Genomic DNA, 18,129 nt, shown 5'->3' on the forward strand with positions numbered 1-18,129 from the left:
ATCGGCGCGGGGCACGCGGGCCTGGCCGCGAGCCACTTCCTCCGCGGCCGGTCGGTCGACCACGTCGTGCTCGAGCGCGGCGAGGTGGCGAACTCCTGGCGGCGCGAACGCTGGGACTCCCTGCGGCTGCTCACTCCCAACTGGCTGAGCCGCCTGCCGGGCCGGCACTACCAGGGCCCGGACCCCGACGGCTACATGACGATGGGCGAAGTGATCGAGTTCATCGAGCGCTTCGCCGCCGTCTCACGCGCTCCCGTCCGCACCGGCACGAACGTCACCTCGGTGCGACGCGCCGGCGACGGATACCGCGTGACGACGAGCCGCGGCGAGATCGGCTGCCGGGCCGTGGTGATCGCGAGCGGCGCCTGCAACCGGCCGGCGGTGCCGCAGCTCGCGGAGGCGGTGCCGGCGTCCGTCGCGCAACTGACGCCGTTCGGCTATCGCGGCCCCGCCCACCTGCCAGACGGGGGCGTGCTCGTCGTGGGAGCGTCGGCCACCGGCGTGCAGCTCGCGGCGGAGCTGAGGCGGTCGGGGCGGCCGGTGATCCTCTCGGTGGGGGAGCACGTGCGGTTGCCGCGCCTGTACCGCGGGCGCGATGTGCTCTGGTGGATGGACGCGTCGGGCGTGTGGGACGAGCGCCATGACGAGGTCGACGATCTGACGCGGGCCCGGCGGCTCCCCTCACCGCAGCTGGCCGGCACCCCCGAGCGTGAGACGCTCGATCTCAACACGCTCGCCGCGATGGGCGTGGAGCTGGTGGGCCGCTGGGCGGCCGTGCGTGACGGCCGCGCGCTGTTCTCCGGTGGCCTGCGCAACGTGTTCTCGCTCGCGGACCTCAAGATGCGGCGCCTGCTGGAAGCCTTCGACGCGTGGGCCCGGGTTCACGGGCGCGACGCCGAGTTCGGTCCTCCCGAGCGTTTCACGCCGACACGCGTGCCCGAGTCGCCGCGATGGCAGCTCGACCTGCGCGGCGGCGAGATCCGCGCGATCGTGTGGGCGACGGGATTCCGGCCCGACTACGGGTGGCTCGACGTGCCCGTGGTCGACGCGAAGGGCCGGCTGAGCCACGAGGGCGGCGTGGTCGAGAGCCCGGGACTGTACGCGCTGGGACTGCCCGTGCTGCGGCGGCGCAAGTCCACCTACATCCACGGCATCGAGGACGACGCGCGCGAGGTGATCGATCACCTCGCGCGCCACCTGGCCGCACGCCGATGAACCCGCCACGTCCGCCGCCGGTCATGGCCGCCGGGTCCGGCGTCGTCCGCCGCGCGCGCCCCGCCGCGTGAGTCGATCCCTACAGGTAAAGGCTAGAGATCAGCCCGCCACCCCCGGTGGCGGGGCTGGTCGGGAGGGTGTGGCGGCGAGGCGCCCCGCCCTTTCGCCGCACCCCCGACGCCGGCACGGAGTCGCCTGGCGTCTGACCGAAGGACGGCCGTCCTAAAAGCCAACTATTTAGGTAGGTATAGACAGATATCCGGGATCCGGAGTAGCCTCCGGCCAAGGCCATACCGTCCGCGCCCGGCAGGGTCGCGCCCTGGCGCGGCGATCAGGCGGCAGGCCCGTCGCGTGACCAGCAGTACCGGTGTCCCCACGCCGGCGTGACGACAGGAGGTGAGGACCATGTCCCTGGTCTTCCGCCGGCACATCGACCCGCGGCGCGTCGCCGGCGCGCTGTGCCCGCGCTGACCCGTCGCCGGTTCACTCCGACCGAGCCCCGCCCACGTCACCGCCCGCCGGCCATCGATCGGCGGACGGGCCATCGTGGCGCCCTCCGATCAGGAAGTGGTCACTGCTCATGCCCGATTCGTTTCCCCCGCTGCACCTCGCCGTCGCGCTCGACGGGGCCGGCTGGCATCCGGCCGCATGGCGCGCGCCGAGGGCCCGGCCGAGAGAGCTCTTCACCGCCCGCTACTGGTCCGACCTGGTCGCCGAGGCCGAGCGGGGCCTGCTCGACTTCGTGACGATCGAGGACTCGCTCGGGTTGCAGTCCGCGAGCCCGGCCGAGCCGGACCGGCGCACCGACCAGGTCCGGGGCCGCCTGGACGCGCTCCTGATCGCCGCCAGGGTGGCGCCGCTGACCCGCCGCATCGGCCTGGTGCCCACGGTGGTCGTCACGCACACCGAACCGTTCCACATCGCCAAGGCGGTCGCGACGCTGGACCACGTCTCGGCCGGACGCGCCGGCGTGCGGGTCCGGGTGTCCGCCCGGCCCGACGAGACGGCGCACTTCGGCCGCCGCGCGCCGGCCACGGTCCGCCTGGACGAATCAGCCACCCCGGCGGCGCGGCGACTGGCGGCCGACCTGATCGACGAGGCGGCCGACTACGTCGAGGTGGTCAGGCGGCTCTGGGACAGCTGGGAGGACGACGCGGAGATCCGGGATGTCGCGACGGGACGGTTCGTCGACCGCGCCAAGCTGCACTACATCGACTTCGAGGGGCGCTGGTTCAGCGTCAAGGGCCCCTCGATCACCCCCCGCCCGCCACAGGGACAGCCCCTGGTCAGCGCGCTGGGGCACCAGAGCGCGCCGTACCGGCTCGTCGCCCGCTCGGCCGACATCGGGTACGTGACGCCGTTCGACACGGCCCAGGCCCGCGCCGTCGTCGAGGAGATCCGCGCCGAGCAGGCCGCGGCCGGACGGGCGGAGGAGAGGGTGCTGGTCTTCGCCGACCTTGAGGTGTTCCTGGACGACACCACCGCCGCGGCGGTCGAGCGCAAGGCCGGCCTCGACGATCTCGCCGGCGCCGTTCACGCGGGCGACGCCCGCGTCTTCACCGGCACGCCGGCCGAGCTGGCCGACCTCCTCCAGGAATGGCAGCGGGCCGGCCTGGCCGGATTCCGGCTGCGTCCCGGCACCGTCCCGCACGACCTGGAGCAGATCACCCGCGGCCTCGTACCGGAACTGCGGCGCCGTGGGGCGTTCCGGACGGAGTACCGCGCCGAGACGCTGCGAGGCCGGCTCGGCCTGCCCCGGCCCGCGAACCGGTACGCCGCCGCCTGAGCCCGGGCCGCCCAACGTGGAAGGACCTTCACGACCATGACCAGACCGCCCAAGCAGATCCACCTCGCGGCCCACTTCCCCGGCGTCAACAACACGACGGTGTGGAGCGACCCGGAGGCGGGCAGCCACATCGAGTTCAGCTCGTTCGCCCACTTCGCGCGGACGGCCGAGCGCGGGAAGTTCGACTTCCTCTTCCTTGCGGAGGGGCTGCGCCTGCGCGAGCAGAACGGCCGGATCCACGACCTGGACGTGGTCGGCCGCCCCGACACCTTCACCGTGCTGGCCGCGCTCGCCGCGGTGACCGAGCGGCTCGGACTGACCGGGACGATCAACTCCACCTTCAACGAGCCGTACGAGGTCGCCCGGCAGTTCGCGAGCCTGGACCACCTCTCCGGCGGCCGGGCGGGCTGGAACGTGGTCACCTCCTGGGACGCGTTCACCGGCGAGAACTTCCGCCGGGGCGGCTTCCTGGCGCAGGAGCACCGCTACCGCCGGGCGCGCAACTTCCTGCACACCACCTTCGAGCTCTTCGACTCGTGGCGTGGCGACGAGCTCGTCGCGGACGCCGCCGCCGGGGTATTCCTCGGCGACCCGGAGGCGGGGTCCTTCGAGCACCACGACGAGGACTTCGACATCTCCGGGCGGTTCACCGTCCCGCGCGGCCCGCAGGGACGTCCGGTCATCCTGCAGGCCGGCGACTCCGAGGAGGGCCGGGAGTTCGCCGCGTCGTCGGCCGACGCGATCTTCAGCCGGCACGCCACGCTCGACGCCGGGCGGGCCTTCTACTCCGACGTCAAGGGCCGGCTCGCCCGCCACGGCCGGACCCGCGACGAGCTGCTCATCCTGCCGGCGGCCACCTTCGTGCTCGGAGACACCGACGCGCAGGCACAGGAACTCGCGCACGAGGTACGGCTCGCGCAGGTGAGCGGCCAGACCGCGATCAAGTTCCTGGAGCAGCTCTGGAACCGCGACCTGTCCGGCCACGACCCCGACGGCCCGCTGCCGGAGATCGACCCGCTGCCGGGCGAGAACGTCGTCTCCCGCGGCCGGGCGAGCGACCGGCACCACAGGGACCCGATCGCGGTCGCCCGGGAGTGGCGGGAACTGGCCGCCGCGAAGAACCTCTCCACCCGTGAGCTGATCATCGAGGTCACCGGCCGTCAGTCGTTCATCGGCTCGCCCGCGACCGTCGCCCGGCAGATCAACGACCTGGTGCAGGCCGACGCCAGTGACGGCTTCATCCTGGTACCGCATGTCACGCCCGGAGGGCTCGACCGGTTCGCCGACGCCGTCGTGCCGCTGCTGCAGGAACGCGGCGTGTACCGCGCCGACTACACCGGCACGACCCTGCGCCACCACCTGGGCCTCGCCGAGCCCCGGCGGACCGGCGAGGCCGCGGGGACCGGCGCATGAGATTCCTGCTGATCAGCTTGATCGTGCACGCGCCGGATCCGGTGACCGGGGTCAGCAAGCCGACCAACGAGCGGTTCCGCGAGGTCATCGAGAACGCGCTGATCGCCGAGGAGCTCGGCTTCGACGGCTTCGGGGTGGGGGAGCGGCACGAGCGGCCCTTCATCTCCTCCTCGCCTCCGGTGGTGCTGAGCCACATCGCCGCGCTCACCTCCCGGATCCGGCTGTTCACCGCGGTCACCACGCTGAGCCTGCTCGACCCGGTCCGGGCGTACGAGGACTACGCGACCCTCGACCACCTCTCCGGCGGCCGGCTCGAACTGATCATCGGGAAGGGCAACGGCACCGCCCAGCGGGAGCTGTTCCACGTCACGCCCGAGGACCAGTGGGACCGCAACGCCGAGAGCTACGAGCTGTTCCGCAGGCTCTGGCGGGAGGAGAAGGTCACCGCCACGCCGCGGTTCCGGCCGAGCCTCACCGAGGCGGAGGTGTGGCCCCGGCCGCTGCAGAGGCCGATCCGGGTCTGGCACGGCAGCGCGACCAGCCGGGAATCGGTCGACCTGGCCGCCCGCTACGGCGACCCGCTCTTCTCGGCGAACGTCAGCAACCCGATCGAGCCGTACGCCGAACTGGTCCGCCACTACCGCGAGCGGTGGGCCGCCTACGGTCACGACCCGGCCGCCGCCGTGGTCGGAGCCGGCACCGCCGGCTACTACGCCGACCACCGGTCGCAGGACGCCGTCGCCGCCTATCGGCCGGTCTTCGAGGGAACGCTCGCGTTTCAGCGGCGACTCGGGCTCGAGCCGGTCTTCCCCACTCTGGAGGACTTCATCGAGCGCAGCTCCGCCCTGATCGGCAGCCCGCAGCAGATCGTCGAGAAGGTCCACCGCTACCACGAGCGGTTCGGCCACAGCGTCACGCACCTGCACGCCGACGCCGACGGCCTGACCGACGCCCAGCACCGCGCGTCACTGGAGCTGTTCCAGTCCGACATCGCGCCGGTGCTGCGCAAGGAGATACCGGACCCGCCCTGGGGGTGGGGACCGGTCGCTCCGGTGCCCGAATCCGCTTTCGTCGAAGGGTGACCGATGGCCGCCATCCCGCTGGCCGTGCTCGACCTGGTCCCGATCTCCTCGGGATCGACCGCCGCGCAGGCCCTGCGCAACAGCATCGACCTGGCACGGCAGGCCGAACGCCTCGGCTACGCCCGCTACTGGTTCGCCGAGCACCACCTCAACCCGGGGGTCGCCGGGACGTCGCCCGCCGTGCTGCTGGCGCTGACCGCGGCGGCGACCTCGACGATCCGGATCGGATCCGGCGCGGTGCAGATGGGCCACCGTACGGCGCTGGCGACGGTCGAGGAGTTCGGCCTGATCGACGCCCTGCACCCGGGGCGCCTGGACCTCGGCCTCGGCCGGTCAGGCGGGCGGCCGCCCGGGCGGACACCCGAACCGGCGCTGGTGTCGGGCGCCTCGGTGGCCGACGGCCGGGCGCCGAACGGGCTGCTGATCCCGCCGAAGTTCTCCTTCGCCCACCTGCTCGCCTCGCCGCGTTTCGCGCTGCAGAAGACGCTGCTGCAACTGCCCGGCGCGCGGTCGCAGGACTACACCGAACAGGTCGGCGACATCCTCGCGCTGCTGGGCGGCACCTACCGGTCCCCGGAGGGCGAGGAGGCGCATGTGGTGCCGGGCGAGGGCGCGCAGGTGCAGATCTGGATCCTCGGCAGCAGCGGCGGCGAGAGCGCGAACGTCGCCGGCGCGAACGGCCTGCGGTTCGCCGCCAACTACCACGTCAGTCCTGGCAGCGTGCTGGAGGCGGCCGAGGGCTACCGGGCCGCGTTCCGCCCGTCCGCGGAGCTGGACCGGCCCTATGTCAGCGTCTCGGCCGACGTCGTCGTCGCCGAGACCGAGGCCGCCGCCCGCGAACTCGCGGCGGGCTACGGGCCGTGGGTGCGCAGCATCCGGACCGCCGAAGGGGCGATCCCGTACCCGACCCCCGCCGAGGCTCGCGCCCTCCCGTGGGGCGAGGCCGACCGTGAGCTGGTCGCCGACCGCGTCGACACCCAGTTCGTCGGGACCGCAGGGCAGGTCGCCGACCAGCTCGAACGGCTGAGGGAGGCGACCGGCGCCGACGAGCTCGTCATCACCACCATCGCCCATGATCACCAGGACCGGGTGCGTTCCTACCGGTTGCTCGCGGAGGAATGGCGCCGACGCTGAGATGGCCGGACGCCCTCGCCCCTGACGCTCGATCCGCGCCGGTCGTTCCGCGGTCGTTCCGCGGTCGTCCCGGTCGCGGCCGGTCGCGGCCGGGTCGACCGGTGGCGGCCCCCGGCAGGATAATAACCTACTAAACATGTAGGACTTGACGGGAACTAGTGGCTGTGTTGAGGTGAAACTGTCCACCTCGTCCCAGAAAGGCGGCACTCATGCCCGTCGAGTTTCTCGGCATCGGCGGGACCAACGACGGCTCAGAAACCTCGCCGCGCTCCGGTCCCTCGTTCGACAAGCAGTACACACTCCGCCTCGCCCGGGCCCACGAGGAGTACGGCTGGGATCGTGTGCTGTTCGCCTACGGGTCCGGTTCGCCCGACCCCGCACAGGTGGCCGCCTTCGTCGCCACGAGGGTCACCGACCTCGGCATCCTTCTCGCGCACCGGCCGAACGTGTCGTACCCGACGTACGCCCTCAAGACGTTCGCCACACTCGACCAGATCAGTGACGGACGGCTGACCGTCCACTTCATCACCGGCGGCAACGACCACGAGCAGGGCCGCGAGGGTGACTTCCTGACCAAGGACACCCGGTACTCCCGCACCAGGGAGTACATCGGGATCGTCAAGAAGGGCTGGACCTCGCGCGAGCCTTTCGACCACGAGGGTGAGCACTACAGCTTCAAGGACTTCGTCTCCGACGTGTTCCCGGTCCAGCGGCCGCGCCCGTCGGTGTCCTTCGGCGGATCGTCGGCGGCGGCGTACGCGGCGGGCGGGGCGGAAGCCGACATCTACTGCCTGTGGGGCGAACCCCTGGCCGACACCGCGCAGCAGATCGTCTCCGTCAAGGAGGCCGCGCTGCGGGCGGGACGCGCGGACCTGCCGAGGATCCAGGTCGCCTTCCGGCCGATCATCGCACCGACCGAGGAGCTGGCCTGGGAGAAGGCGCACCGCATCCTCGGCGACCTGCGCCGTGCCGGAGGCAACGGGCGGCGCCTGCCGGGGCCGCCGGAGAACACCGGATCACAACGACTGCTGGAAGTGGCGGCCAGGGGAGAGCGTCACGACCGCGCGCTGTGGACGCCGACCGCGGCCGCGACCGGCGGCGCGGGCAACTCCAACGCGCTCGTCGGCACTCCCGAGACCGTGGCCGAAGCGCTGCTGGACTACTACGACCTCGGCGTGGAGATCATCTCCGCGCGTGGTTACGACATCCTCGACGACACGATCGACTTCGGCCGGCATGTGATCCCGCTGGTCCGGCAGGGGGTCGCGGAGCGCGACCGGGCCAGGGCCGCCGGGCTCAGCTCGGTGGGATCATGACGCTCTCCGGCACCCGGGCGGCGCCGGACGTCCGGCGAGACGAACTCCCGCCGAGAGTCGTCCCGACCCGTCATCCGCTGCGCTGGGCGGCGACGGCCCTGGTCCTGCTCCTGCTGGCGATGGCGGCCAACTCCCTTGCCACCAATCCCGAATGGGACTGGGAGGTCGTCGGACAGTACCTGTTCGCGCCCTCGGTCATGCGCTCGGTGGTGCTCACCCTGGAGCTGACCGCTCTCGGCATCGTCCTGGGATTCGCCATCGGCACGCTGCTCGCCCTCATGCGCCTGTCACCCAACCGGCTGCTGTCGTCGGTGGCCTGGGGCTACGTCTGGCTCTTCCGCTCCGTCCCGTTGATCTTGCAGCTGCTGTTCTGGTACAACCTCGCGCTGCTGTATCCCCGGCTGTCGTTCGGCGTCCCCTTCGGGCCGGCGTTCTTCGACATCGGCACCATGGACCTCATCGGGCCGCTGACCGCCGCCGCCCTCGGCCTGGCCCTGCACCAGGCCGCCTACGCCGCCGAGATCGTACGGGGCGGGCTGCTGTCGGTGGACCCGGGCCAGCGGGAGGCCGCGGCGGCACTGGGCATCCCGCGCGCGCGACGGCTGTTCCGGATCATCCTGCCGCAGGCGATGCGCACCATCGTGCCGAACGCGGGCAACGAGATCATCGGCCTGGTCAAGGGAACGTCCGTCGTCTACATCATGGCCCTGCCCGAGTTGTTCTACCAGGTGCAAGTGATCTACATGCGCAACGGCAGAGTGCTGGCCCTCCTGCTGGTGGCGGCCATCTGGTACCTGGTGCTGACCACGGCGCTGTCGGTCGTGCAGTACTACGTCGAGCGTCACTACGGCCGGGGGCGCTCATGACGGCGATGGTGGAACTGCGCGATGTGCACAAGAGCTTCGGCACGCTGCACGTGCTGCGCGGCGTGAGCCTGAGCGTGCGCCAGGGCGAGGTGGCCGTGATCCTCGGCCCGTCCGGCTCGGGAAAGTCGACGCTGCTGCGCACGATCAACCATCTGGAGAAGGTGGAGTCCGGCACGGTCGAGATCGAGGGCGAGCTGCTCGGCTACCGGCGGTCGGGCGACCGGCTGCACGAACTGCACGAACGGGAGATCCTCCGGCAGCGCACGAAGATCGGTTTCGTCTTCCAGAACTTCAACCTCTTCCCGCATCTCACCGTGCGGCAGAACGTCGCCGAGGCGCCGCTCTCGGCGCAGAGACGGCCCAAGGCGGAGGTCGCCGCCCTGGTGACCCGGCTGCTCGACCGCGTGGGCCTGGCGGAGAAGGCCGACGCCTACCCGCGCACCCTGTCGGGAGGCCAGCAGCAGCGGGTGGCCATCGCGCGGGCGCTGGCGCTGGAGCCCAAGGTCGTGCTGTTCGACGAGCCGACCTCGGCGCTCGACCCCGAACTCGTGGGCGAGGTCCTCGAGGTGATGAAGGACCTCGCCCGCACCGGCACGACCATGCTCGTCGTCACCCATGAGATCGGGTTCGCCCGTGAGGTGGCCGACACGGTCGTCTTCATGGACGCCGGCCGGATTCTCGAACAAGGACCCCCGTCCCAGGTCCTCGACGGCCCGCGGCACGAACGCACCCGCGCCTTCATCGGCAAAGTCCTCTGACGCAAGGAACCATCATGCGCCTCTCCCCCCGGTGGGCCCCCATCATGCCCGCGATGCTCCTGGCCTTGGCCGTCGCCGCGTGCGGCGCCGAGCCGACGGTCGCGGCCAAGGACGCCGCGACGAACGCCGCCACGAACGCCCCTGCCGGCGCGACGGAGAAGAAGATCAACACAGGGCCCGACCAGAACCGCGTGCGCGCGAAGAAGGTCGGCGCCATAGCCGCGCAGGTGCCCGCCCCCATCGCGGCGGACGGCGAACTGGCCGTCGGGTTCAGCGGCCAGGGCGCTCCGCCGCTGGGGTTCCTCGCCGACGACGACACGACGTACATCGGAGTGGAGACCGACATCGCCCAGCTCGTGGGCGACGTGCTCGGCCTGGAGGTGAAGCCGGAGATCACCTCATGGGAGAACCTCTTCGTGGGAGCCAAGTCCGGAAAGCTCGAGGTCGTCTTCAACAACGTCACCGTGACCGAAGAGCGCAAGGACGTCTACGACTTCGCCACCTACCGCGTGGACCAGCTCGCCTGGCAGGTTCCGAAGAACAGCCCGATCAAGGCGATCTCCAAGCCCGCCGACATCGCCGGGCTGCGCGTCTCCGTCGGATCGGGCACCAACCAGGAGAAGATCCTCCTCGACTGGGAGAAGCAGAACAAGGACGCCGGTCTCAAGCCGGCCGAGATCCAGTACTACACGAACTACGGCGATGTCCTGCTCGCGCTGAAGTCGGGCCGCATCCAGGCCTATTTCGGGCCGAATCCGTCCATCGCCTACAACGCGGCCGTGAGTGGCGACTCCCGGATCGCCGGCACCGCCTCCGGCGCGGGCCCCGACCTGCAAGGCCTGATCGCGGCGATGACCAAGAAGGACAACGGCCTGGTCAAGCCGCTCAACGAGGCGCTCAACACGGTGATCCGGAACGGGAAGTACAAGGAAGTGCTCGACCGCTGGAGCCTGGGCAACGAGGCGATCCCCGAGTCGCAGATCAACCCGCCGGGCCTGCCCCGCCAGTCGAGCTGATCGGGGAGGAACATGCGGACATCACCGAGGCGCGCCCTCGGCACGGTCGTGATCAGGGGGGCCCGGTGACGCACCCGCTGGACAACCCCGCATGGGCCTCGCTCACCGGGCCGCACGCACACCTGGCCGAAGCGCGCGGCGCCGTCCGGCGCTACCCGGCCGACATGTCCCCCTTCATGGCGGTCGGAAGCGAGCCGTCGGCCGCCGACTGGGAGGACATCGCCGCGCTCTCGGGCCCGGGATCCATCGTGGCCGTGGCCGGCGCCACGGCCTCGCCCCCGCCCGGCTGGGAAGTGGCGCACGTCGTGCCAGGCGTCCAGATGTCGGGCGCCGAGGTGTTCGGCGTGCCAGACGAGGAGGCGGTGCGGCTGACCACGGCCGACGTGCCCGAGATGCTCGACCTCGCCGACCGCACACGGCCGGGCCCCTTCCTCCCGCGCACGGTCGAACTCGGCGCCTACCTCGGCATCCGCCGTGGCGGCGCACTGGTCGCCATGGCGGGTGAGCGGCTGCACCCGCCCGGCTGGACCGAGATCAGCGCCGTCTGCACCGACACCGCGTTCCGCGGCCAGGGCCTGGCCTCCCGCCTGGTCCTGGCGATCGCCGCGGGCATCCGGGCGCGAGGGGAGATCCCGTTCCTGCACGCCGCGGCGAGCAACACCGACGCGATCCGCCTGTACGAATCGCTCGGCTTCTCCCTGCGGCGCAGGACGTCGTTCAAAGGCCTTCGCGTCCCGGAGAACGAGGTGGTCAGCGCGTCCCGCACGCGGGTCTGACCGCTACCGGGCGGCGTCGGGCCGCCGGATCGGGCGGTGTTCACCTCAGGGGGCGACGCGCCCGCGGGGAGTCGTCGTGCGCCTCGCGGGCTTCGAGCAGCGCGGGGAGATGGTCCTTGCTCCAGGCGCGTGCGGCCGCGATCAGGGCCAGCAGGCTGCGCCCCAGTGCCGTCAGCTCGTATTCGACGCGGGGCGGGTTCTCGTCGTACGCGGTGCGTGTGATCAGCCCGTCACGCTCCATCGCCCGCAGGGTCTGGGTGAGCACTTTCGGCGTGATGCCGCGTAGCGGCGCCCGGAGCTCGGTGAACCGCCGCCGGCCGCCTTCCAGGCAGAGCACGACCATCGCGGTCCACTTGTCGCCGATCTGTATCGGCATCGCGCTGGACGGGCAGACGGGGTCGAACATCCGCGGGTCCAAGGGGTCGGCCATGGCGTGAGGCTATCCCAGTATCTTTGAGGTAACGAGTATCTCGTGGATACCGTCCTATCCGGCAGCGACACGCGCGGGCCAGATGGGAGAGACATGAGCGGCATCGTCATCTTCGGAGCGGGCGGCCGGGCCGGCCGGGCGGTCACGGCCGAAGCGCTCGACCGGGGACATCGCGTGACGGCCGTGGTCCGGGATCCGGACAAGCACCGCGACATCGCCGCGGACGGCGTCCGCGTGCTGCGGGGTGACATCACGGACCTGCAGGCGGTCTCCTCGATCGTGCCCGGTCATGATGCCGCGGTTCACGCCGTGAGCCCCTTCTCCGGACCGGAGCAGGGCTTCGACGCCCTCGACCCCCGATTCTTCGTCAAGGCGGCGGACGCGCTGCTCGGCGGCCTGGCGGAAGCACGCGTGCCCAGGCTCGTCCTGATCGGTCTGTTCGCGAACCTCAACGATGCCGGTGGGCGTCCGGTGATGGACGACCCCTCGGTCTTCCCGGCCGAGATCCGGCCGTTCGCCGTCGCGCACACGGCAGGCCTGGAAAGGCTCCGGGCGGCGAAGGACTCGCCCGTCGACTGGCTCATGCTCACCCCGCCCGCGCTGCTGGACGCGGCAGGTCCGCGGACCGGCCGCTACGGGATCGGAGGGGAGACCGCGCCGGGGCCGGCATCCGCGCGTCTGTCCTACGCGGACCTCGCGGTGGCGGTGATCGACGAGATCGACACGCCGCGGCACCGCCGCACCCGCGTCTCGGTCTTCGACCGGCCCGGCGACGACCACGTCTCTGGCCGGCCGCCACACGCGCGGCCGGCCGGTCTACAGGACTGAAGCGTCCGCGTCCTCTTCGACCAGGAAGCCGCCCGACTGGTGGTGCCACAGGCGGGCGTAGGGGCCCTGGGCCTGGAGAAGCTCGTGGTGGTCGCCCTGTTCCACGACGTGGCCCTTGTCGAGGACGATCAGGCGGTCCATGCGGACGACGGTGCTCAGCCGGTGCGCGACCACGATGGCGGTGCGGTCGCGCATCAGCCGCCACAGGGCTTCCTGGACGAGGATCTCGCTCTCGGAGTCCAGCGCGCTCGTCGCCTCGTCCAGCAGCAGGATCGGCGTGTCGCGCAGGATGGCGCGGGCGAGGGCGACGCGCTGCCGCTGGCCGCCGGAGAGCTTGACGCCGCGCTCTCCGACCAGCGTGCCGAAGCCGTCCGGCAGGGTCTCGGCGAACTCTGTGACGTGCGCCGCCTGCGCGGCCTGGTGGATCTCGTCGTCGGTGGCGCCCGGCCGGGCGAACGCGATGTTGTCGCGCAGCGACCGGTGGAACATCGCGGGCTCCTGGGGGACGTACGCGATCAGGCTGCGCAGGTCGGCCTGACGGAGCCGGCTGATGTCCTGGCCGCCGATCAGGATGCGGCCGTCGTCGATGTCCATGAGACGGAGCAGCAGCCGGGTGAGGGTGGTCTTGCCGCCGCCGGACCGGCCGACCAGGCCGACCTTGGTGCCGGCGGGAATGTCCAGGTCCAGGCCGTCGAACAGGAGCGAATTGCCGGAGTGCGCGAACGCCACCCGCTCGAACCGGACGCTCGCGTCGGCCGGGCGCAGCGGTTGCGGGTCCTCGGGGTCGACCACGCTCGGCGGCGTGAGAAGAAGCTCGGTGAACTGGGCGGCCTCGGTGACCACGCTCTCCATGCGACGGTAGATCTGGTTGAACTCGAACATGAGGCCGGTCGTGTTCGAGTAGTAGGTGAACGTCACCACGATCGCCTCCACGCCCAGGCCGCCGCGGAGGCCGACGGCGAGCAGCAGGCCGACGGTGCTGGTGACGATCGAGAACGGTGCGACGATGGTGTCCACCCGGAGGTTGCCGTAGTCCCAGGAACGGAGCGACAGCCTGCGCTGCTCGGCGAGCCGGGCCCGGTGCTCCGCCCCCTCGCGGTCCTCGGCGGCGAACGCGCGGACCGTCTCCATGTTGGCCAGCACGTCCGCGACGTGCCCGGAGACCCGCACCTTGGCGGCCTCACGCCGATCCACCAGCCTCTGGCGGCGGCGGATGAGCGGGGCGACGACGAGGCCGGTGACGATGATGAGGCCGAGCAGCACGAAGACCAGCAGCGGGTGATACCGCCACAGCACCACCGAGGCGAACACCAGCGGCACCAGCTTGGCGAAGATCGAGAACGCGAGCGTGTCCATGAAGCCCTCGAACCCGCTGGAGAAACTCAGCACCCGTTTGGTCAGCGCGCCGGCGAAGTTGTCGTGGAAGAACGCGGCGTCCTTGGCCAGCAGCCTTTCCATGCCCGTCGTGCCGAGGTGTTCGATGCCCCGGGCGTCCGCGCGGTTCAGGAAGTGCAGGCCCGCCCGCCACAGCACCTCGCCCGCGAACAGCATCGCGCCGAAGCCGAGCACGTACGGCATGAGCACGGCGACGGAGCCGTCCCCGCCCTTCGACAGATGCCCCACGATGCCGGCCACCGCCAGCGGCGCCAGGTAGAACAGGCAGATGTTCCCGAGCGCCGGAAGGATCAGCGCGGGCACCGCGAACCGCCGCTGGTTCAGCAGCTCGCCGATGTAGTGCCGCAGCGCCAGCAGCACGGCCGACTTCCGGGCGGACGGTCCGTCCCCCGAGGACACAGGCGATTCGAGCACAGCCATCCCCACCCCCTCCGATCGCCCACCACTATGGCCATGGTGGCGCGGGGCAGGCGGAGGGAGCGAACGGTTTTCCGCCGATGGTCGCCTGTGCGGCGGTCGCTGAGGTGGCGTTGCGGGGCGATATCGCCCCGCAACGGGACATCTCGGTGGTCAAGGCGTGCGGTTCGTCACTCGGCTGGAAGCAGGGCCACGGGCTCGGGTCGTTCACAGGTGCTCGCGACGGTCACCGCGCTCCGAGACTGCGCCGAGGACAGCAGCGACTCCATGACGTCGAGCACGTGGTACCCCAGTGTCCCGCCCGCGCGGGGCTCCTGGTCCGATGGGGACGTGGCGAAGTCCAGCAGCCCCACGCCGCGCCCGGCCTCGGCATGACCGGCCGTGGCGGGCATGGTCTCCCAGCCTTGCCCGCCCGCCCTCGCCAGCAGGACGGAGCCGTCGAAGTGGTTCGGGTCGGGGACGACGAGCGAGCCCCGTTCGCCGTGCACTTCGATGTTGGGCGCCTTCGTGGCCGCTCCCTCGAAGCCCATCACCAGTGTGGACAGCGCCCCCGACGCGTGCACCAGCACGCCCGTGACGTAGGTGTCGACGGTGACCGGGATCTCCTCGCCGCGGCGGGGGCCCGAGCCGATGGTCCGTTTGGGCCGCGTGCGGGTGCCGGCGCCGATGACCGTCGTCACCGGTCCGAGCAGCGTGACCAGGCTGGTGATGTAGTACGGGCCCATGTCCAGGAGCGGGCCGCCGCCGGGGGCGTAGTAGAAGTCGGGATTCGGGTGCCAGCGTTCGTGACCGGGGGTCAGCATGGTCGCGGTCGCCGCGACCGGCCTGCCGATCAGGCCGTCGTCGATCGCCTTGCGCGCCGTCTGCGTACCGGTGCCCAGCACCGTGTCCGGCGCGCAGCCCACCCGCACTCCGGCGGCGGCGGCCTCGCGCAGCACCCGCGCGGCGTCGGCGGTGGTCGCGGCGAGGGGCTTCTCGCAGTAGACGTCCTTGCCGGCGGCGATGGCCCGCGAGGCGATCTCGGCGTGCGCGGCGGGGATGGTCAGGTTCAGCACGACGTCGACGCGCGGGTCGGCCATCAGCTCCGCCACGCTCAGCACCTCGACGTCGGCGTCCGGTCCCACCGCCTCCCTGGCCCTTTCGAGGTCCAGATCGGCCACGGCGAGAAGCCGCAGCTCCGGCAGCCGCTCGATGGTCTTGCGGTACTGGGCGAAGATGACACCGCATCCGACGACGCCGATGTTCACCGGCTGGCCCACAGCATTCCCCTTTCGATGATGGTGCGCACGCTGTCGTTCCGCAGGACGTCGAGGCTGTGTCCCGGTGTCGTGACGAAGATCTTTCCGCTGCCCCACTCGCGGGTCCAGATCGCCGGCGAGGTGACCTCCCTGTGCCAGGGGTCCCACGGGCGGACCTTCTGCGTCGTGGTCGCCAGCACGTCGCTGTAGTCGTCGGCCAGCACCCAGTACTGCTCGGTGACCAGGTCGAAGTCCGCGATGCCCGCGGTGATGGGATGGTCGCCGGCCCCGGGCCGCATGGTGACGGTGTAGGGGATGAAGTTGTCGGCGGGCGAGCCGTCCCGCTCGTCCGGGTGCTTGCCGGGATGACAGGCGAACTGCCCGCCGATGAGGTGCAGATAATCGGAGGAGCTGCGGAAGGAGTCGGCGATGCCGCCGTGCCAGCCCGCCATGCCCGTGCCGGCTCGGATCGCGCTCTCCAGTCCGCGCAGCTCCTCCGGCTCGATCGTGCCCATGGTGTAGCACTGCACGATGAGGTCGATGCCGGACATGAAGGCGGGGTCGGCGTACGGCGCCGGCGAGTCCGCCCGATGCACCTCGAACCCGTGCTTCTCGAGGAAGGGAACGAAGAGCTCGGTGGCCTCGACCGGGACATGCCCTTCCCAGCCGCCCCGCACCACCAGAACCCGACGACCGTGATCACTCATGTCTCACCTATCGCTCAATAGAGGGCAAACGACTCCAATGGTCACACTTCGGTCACTTGGACACCACCCTTCTGGCGGGCATCGTTACCGCGCCCGTCATTTCCGCCGGCGGCGCCCGGCGGGGCATGGGGAGACGGGCCGCCGCCGCGGGCGTGAGGACGTCATGGAGGGAGGTTGCGCACACCGTCCACCACCTGGTACGACGGAGTCCGCTTCGAGGAGGTCTCGTTGGGATACCCGAGTCAGTGGAAGCACCGGGCCGCGCCGCCCGGCCGGCCGCGTCAGATTCCGCCGGTCCCGTGATCGAGCGCATCCTGCCCGACGGCGTGGTCGCGGCCGAGCTGTTCGACGACCCCGCGGACGTCGAGCTCTTCCCCGAAGAAGAGGCGCACATCGCCGAGGCGGTGGACAAGCGCCGCAGAGAGTTCACCTCCGGACGCCACTGCGCCCGGACGGCGCTGGCCAAGCTCGGGTTCCCGCACGTGCCCGTCCCGCCGGGGGAGAGGGGATCGCCGATCTGGCCGCCGGGCGTGGTGGGGTCCATCACGCACTGCGCCGGATACCGGGCCGCCGCGGTCTCGCTGGACGTGCTGAGCGTCGGCATCGACGCCGAGCCTTACCTGCCGCTGCCCCCAGGGGTGCTCGACGCCATCTCCCTGCGCGAGGAACGCGTCATGCTGGCCGCGCTCGGAGGCGATCTGCACTGGGACCGGGTGCTCTTCAGCGCCAAAGAGAGCGTCTACAAGGCGTGGTTCCCGCTCGCCCGCCGGTGGCTGAACTTCGAGGACGCGCTGATCCGCATCGACGGGGACGGCGCCTTCGCGGCCTCGCTGCTCGTTTCCGGCCCCAGCGTCGACGGCAGGATGCTGACCGGCTTCGCCGGCCGGTGGACGGTGGCCGGCGGCATCATCGCGACGTCCGTGACGGTGCCTCGCGACCCGGGATAGCCCGCGGGACCGCGGGCCGCCGGCCGTGCGCCATGGGCGGACCGGCGCGCGCACAGGACGCGCGGTGAGGGTCCGGAGGCGGTCGCGATACTCTGCGGTCTAGCCCGGCGACGGGGCCGGCCGGGCATCCGGGGCGGACCTGATCTCCTCGGGGCGTCAGCGGGAGAAGGGGACGGGGACCCACCTCGTACACCGGCCGGGTAGCCTGACGATCGAATTCGTTCACACGTGTGGCAGGGGTAGGCGTGGCTGTCGGTACCATTCTTCGATTCGACGAGGTGCGCGGATACGGGTTCATCGCCCCGTCAGCCGGTGGCGAGGACGTGTTCTTCCACGCCAATGACTTCGGGGAGAACCGGCACCAGCTGCAGGCCGGGTTGCGGGTGTCGTACGAGGTCGCCGAAGGAGACCGCGGTCTCAAGGTGGCCGCGGTGCGCATCTTGGAGCCCGCGCGCCACTCGGGGGCTCCGGCGCGCGTCCACGAGCAGCGGGCCGCCCACCATACGGCGCCCCAGGCGTCGTCCGCCGCCTCCGTCCCCGCGTCCGGGGACTTCGAGGACGACGAGGGCCTGTGCGACGTGCTGGCCGCGGAGGACCTCAGCTCGGAGGTCACCGAGTTGCTCGTCACGAAGGTCCCCACGCTGACCGGCGCCCAGATCACCCAGATCAGGCAGCACCTGCTGCAACTCGCCCGCTCCCACGGCTGGGTCGACGCCTGACAGATCACTGGGGTGAGCGCCTCCCGCACGCCTCACCGTGCTCACGCTGATCGGGAACCTGCAGGGCCGGAGCGACGCCGCCCCGG

At 71.4% G+C, this 18,129-nt stretch carries 18 protein-coding genes; 14 read left to right on the forward strand and 4 right to left on the reverse strand.

The genetic code is table 11. The features are described from left to right. From ACFO60_RS06425 to ACFO60_RS06475, 11 genes are all read left to right on the forward strand, one after another. A complete protein-coding gene (locus tag ACFO60_RS06425; protein ID WP_380838648.1) occupies positions 1-1,215 on the forward strand; it encodes an NAD(P)-binding domain-containing protein in 1,215 nt (404 codons plus the stop codon). 405 nt (positions 1,216-1,620) lie between these two features. Next, entirely contained in the window at positions 1,621-1,686 is a 66-nt protein-coding gene (locus ACFO60_RS06430) for a putative leader peptide (protein ID WP_380838650.1), read from the forward strand. A gap of 109 nt (positions 1,687-1,795) precedes the next feature. After that, the gene (locus ACFO60_RS06435; RefSeq protein WP_380838195.1) at positions 1,796-3,001 is read left to right on the forward strand and encodes an LLM class flavin-dependent oxidoreductase; all 1,206 of its coding nucleotides are present in this window, start codon (positions 1,796-1,798) and stop codon (positions 2,999-3,001) included. A 36-nt stretch (positions 3,002-3,037) separates the two neighbouring features. Continuing rightward, positions 3,038-4,414, forward strand: coding sequence for an NtaA/DmoA family FMN-dependent monooxygenase (locus ACFO60_RS06440; RefSeq protein ID WP_380838197.1), 1,377 nt, complete (start codon positions 3,038-3,040; stop codon positions 4,412-4,414). After that, complete coding sequence (locus ACFO60_RS06445; protein ID WP_380838199.1) at positions 4,411-5,496, forward strand: LLM class flavin-dependent oxidoreductase; 1,086 nt, start codon at positions 4,411-4,413, stop codon at positions 5,494-5,496. The genes ACFO60_RS06440 and ACFO60_RS06445 overlap by 4 nt, the downstream gene beginning before the upstream one ends. Before the next feature lie 3 nt (positions 5,497-5,499). Continuing rightward, positions 5,500-6,630: an LLM class flavin-dependent oxidoreductase gene (locus tag ACFO60_RS06450; protein ID WP_380838201.1), complete on the forward strand. Its 1,131-nt coding sequence runs from the start codon at positions 5,500-5,502 to the stop codon at positions 6,628-6,630. Positions 6,631-6,839: 209 nt separating this feature from the next. Next, entirely contained in the window at positions 6,840-7,946 is a 1,107-nt protein-coding gene (locus tag ACFO60_RS06455) for an LLM class flavin-dependent oxidoreductase (protein ID WP_380838203.1), read from the forward strand. Beyond that, positions 7,943-8,812 carry an amino acid ABC transporter permease gene (locus ACFO60_RS06460; RefSeq protein WP_380838204.1) on the forward strand — a complete coding sequence of 290 codons (870 nt, stop codon included), beginning with the start codon at positions 7,943-7,945 and terminating at the stop codon, positions 8,810-8,812. Before ACFO60_RS06455 ends, ACFO60_RS06460 begins: the two co-directional genes overlap by 4 nt. Further along, on the forward strand, positions 8,809-9,570 hold the full coding sequence (locus tag ACFO60_RS06465; RefSeq protein ID WP_380838205.1) for an amino acid ABC transporter ATP-binding protein: 762 nt from the start codon (positions 8,809-8,811) through the stop codon (positions 9,568-9,570). Before ACFO60_RS06460 ends, ACFO60_RS06465 begins: the two co-directional genes overlap by 4 nt. A 14-nt stretch (positions 9,571-9,584) precedes the next feature. After that, positions 9,585-10,586: an ABC transporter substrate-binding protein gene (locus ACFO60_RS06470; RefSeq protein WP_380838207.1), complete on the forward strand. Its 1,002-nt coding sequence runs from the start codon at positions 9,585-9,587 to the stop codon at positions 10,584-10,586. 65 nt (positions 10,587-10,651) lie between these two features. Beyond that, positions 10,652-11,362: a GNAT family N-acetyltransferase gene (locus tag ACFO60_RS06475; protein WP_380838209.1), complete on the forward strand. Its 711-nt coding sequence runs from the start codon at positions 10,652-10,654 to the stop codon at positions 11,360-11,362. Between the two features lie 40 nt (positions 11,363-11,402). Here the strand turns inward: ACFO60_RS06475 and ACFO60_RS06480 are convergent, their stop codons facing one another. Beyond that, positions 11,403-11,792, reverse strand: a complete 390-nt coding sequence (locus tag ACFO60_RS06480) for a winged helix-turn-helix transcriptional regulator (RefSeq protein ID WP_380838211.1) — start codon at positions 11,790-11,792, stop codon at positions 11,403-11,405. A 93-nt stretch (positions 11,793-11,885) separates the two neighbouring features. Here ACFO60_RS06480 and ACFO60_RS06485 point away from each other — a divergent pair, with 93 nt between their 5' ends. Further along, positions 11,886-12,620, forward strand: coding sequence for an NAD(P)-dependent oxidoreductase (locus tag ACFO60_RS06485; RefSeq protein WP_380838213.1), 735 nt, complete (start codon positions 11,886-11,888; stop codon positions 12,618-12,620). On the opposite strand, the gene ACFO60_RS06490 is transcribed toward ACFO60_RS06485, so the two are convergent. From ACFO60_RS06490 to ACFO60_RS06500, 3 genes are all read right to left on the reverse strand, one after another. After that, a complete protein-coding gene (locus ACFO60_RS06490) occupies positions 12,609-14,435 on the reverse strand; it encodes an ABC transporter ATP-binding protein (RefSeq protein WP_380838214.1) in 1,827 nt (608 codons plus the stop codon). The genes ACFO60_RS06485 and ACFO60_RS06490 overlap by 12 nt on opposite strands. 167 nt (positions 14,436-14,602) lie before the next feature. Next, positions 14,603-15,691 carry a Gfo/Idh/MocA family protein gene (locus ACFO60_RS06495; protein ID WP_380838216.1) on the reverse strand — a complete coding sequence of 363 codons (1,089 nt, stop codon included), beginning with the start codon at positions 15,689-15,691 and terminating at the stop codon, positions 14,603-14,605. After that, positions 15,676-16,377: a ThuA domain-containing protein gene (locus ACFO60_RS06500; RefSeq protein WP_380838218.1), complete on the reverse strand. Its 702-nt coding sequence runs from the start codon at positions 16,375-16,377 to the stop codon at positions 15,676-15,678. Before ACFO60_RS06500 ends, ACFO60_RS06495 begins: the two co-directional genes overlap by 16 nt. A gap of 299 nt (positions 16,378-16,676) precedes the next feature. Here ACFO60_RS06500 and ACFO60_RS06505 point away from each other — a divergent pair, with 299 nt between their 5' ends. Together ACFO60_RS06505 and ACFO60_RS06510 are read left to right on the forward strand one after the other, a co-directional pair. Beyond that, on the forward strand, positions 16,677-17,324 hold the full coding sequence (locus ACFO60_RS06505) for a 4'-phosphopantetheinyl transferase family protein (protein ID WP_380838220.1): 648 nt from the start codon (positions 16,677-16,679) through the stop codon (positions 17,322-17,324). A 245-nt stretch (positions 17,325-17,569) separates the two neighbouring features. Beyond that, positions 17,570-18,043: a cold-shock protein gene (locus ACFO60_RS06510; protein ID WP_380838221.1), complete on the forward strand. Its 474-nt coding sequence runs from the start codon at positions 17,570-17,572 to the stop codon at positions 18,041-18,043. Positions 18,044-18,129: the final 86 nt, after the last annotated feature.

The sequence above is a fragment of the Sphaerisporangium dianthi genome, assembly GCF_042654065.1.
GTDB classification, from domain to species: domain Bacteria; phylum Actinomycetota; class Actinomycetes; order Streptosporangiales; family Streptosporangiaceae; genus Sphaerisporangium; species Sphaerisporangium dianthi.

Coding starts and splice junctions, on each gene's coding strand:
- ACFO60_RS06480 (WP_380838211.1), bottom strand. CDS start 11,792: ATGGCCGACCCCTTGGACCCGCGGATGTTCGACCCCGTCTGCCCGTCC.
- ACFO60_RS06490 (WP_380838214.1), bottom strand. CDS start 14,435: ATGGCTGTGCTCGAATCGCCTGTGTCCTCGGGGGACGGACCGTCCGCC.
- ACFO60_RS06440 (WP_380838197.1), top strand. CDS start 3,038: ATGACCAGACCGCCCAAGCAGATCCACCTCGCGGCCCACTTCCCCGGC.
- ACFO60_RS06455 (WP_380838203.1), top strand. CDS start 6,840: ATGCCCGTCGAGTTTCTCGGCATCGGCGGGACCAACGACGGCTCAGAA.
- ACFO60_RS06485 (WP_380838213.1), top strand. CDS start 11,886: ATGAGCGGCATCGTCATCTTCGGAGCGGGCGGCCGGGCCGGCCGGGCG.
- ACFO60_RS06470 (WP_380838207.1), top strand. CDS start 9,585: ATGCGCCTCTCCCCCCGGTGGGCCCCCATCATGCCCGCGATGCTCCTG.
- ACFO60_RS06435 (WP_380838195.1), top strand. CDS start 1,796: ATGCCCGATTCGTTTCCCCCGCTGCACCTCGCCGTCGCGCTCGACGGG.
- ACFO60_RS06465 (WP_380838205.1), top strand. CDS start 8,809: ATGACGGCGATGGTGGAACTGCGCGATGTGCACAAGAGCTTCGGCACG.
- ACFO60_RS06500 (WP_380838218.1), bottom strand. CDS start 16,377: ATGAGTGATCACGGTCGTCGGGTTCTGGTGGTGCGGGGCGGCTGGGAA.
- ACFO60_RS06445 (WP_380838199.1), top strand. CDS start 4,411: ATGAGATTCCTGCTGATCAGCTTGATCGTGCACGCGCCGGATCCGGTG.
- ACFO60_RS06460 (WP_380838204.1), top strand. CDS start 7,943: ATGACGCTCTCCGGCACCCGGGCGGCGCCGGACGTCCGGCGAGACGAA.
- ACFO60_RS06450 (WP_380838201.1), top strand. CDS start 5,500: ATGGCCGCCATCCCGCTGGCCGTGCTCGACCTGGTCCCGATCTCCTCG.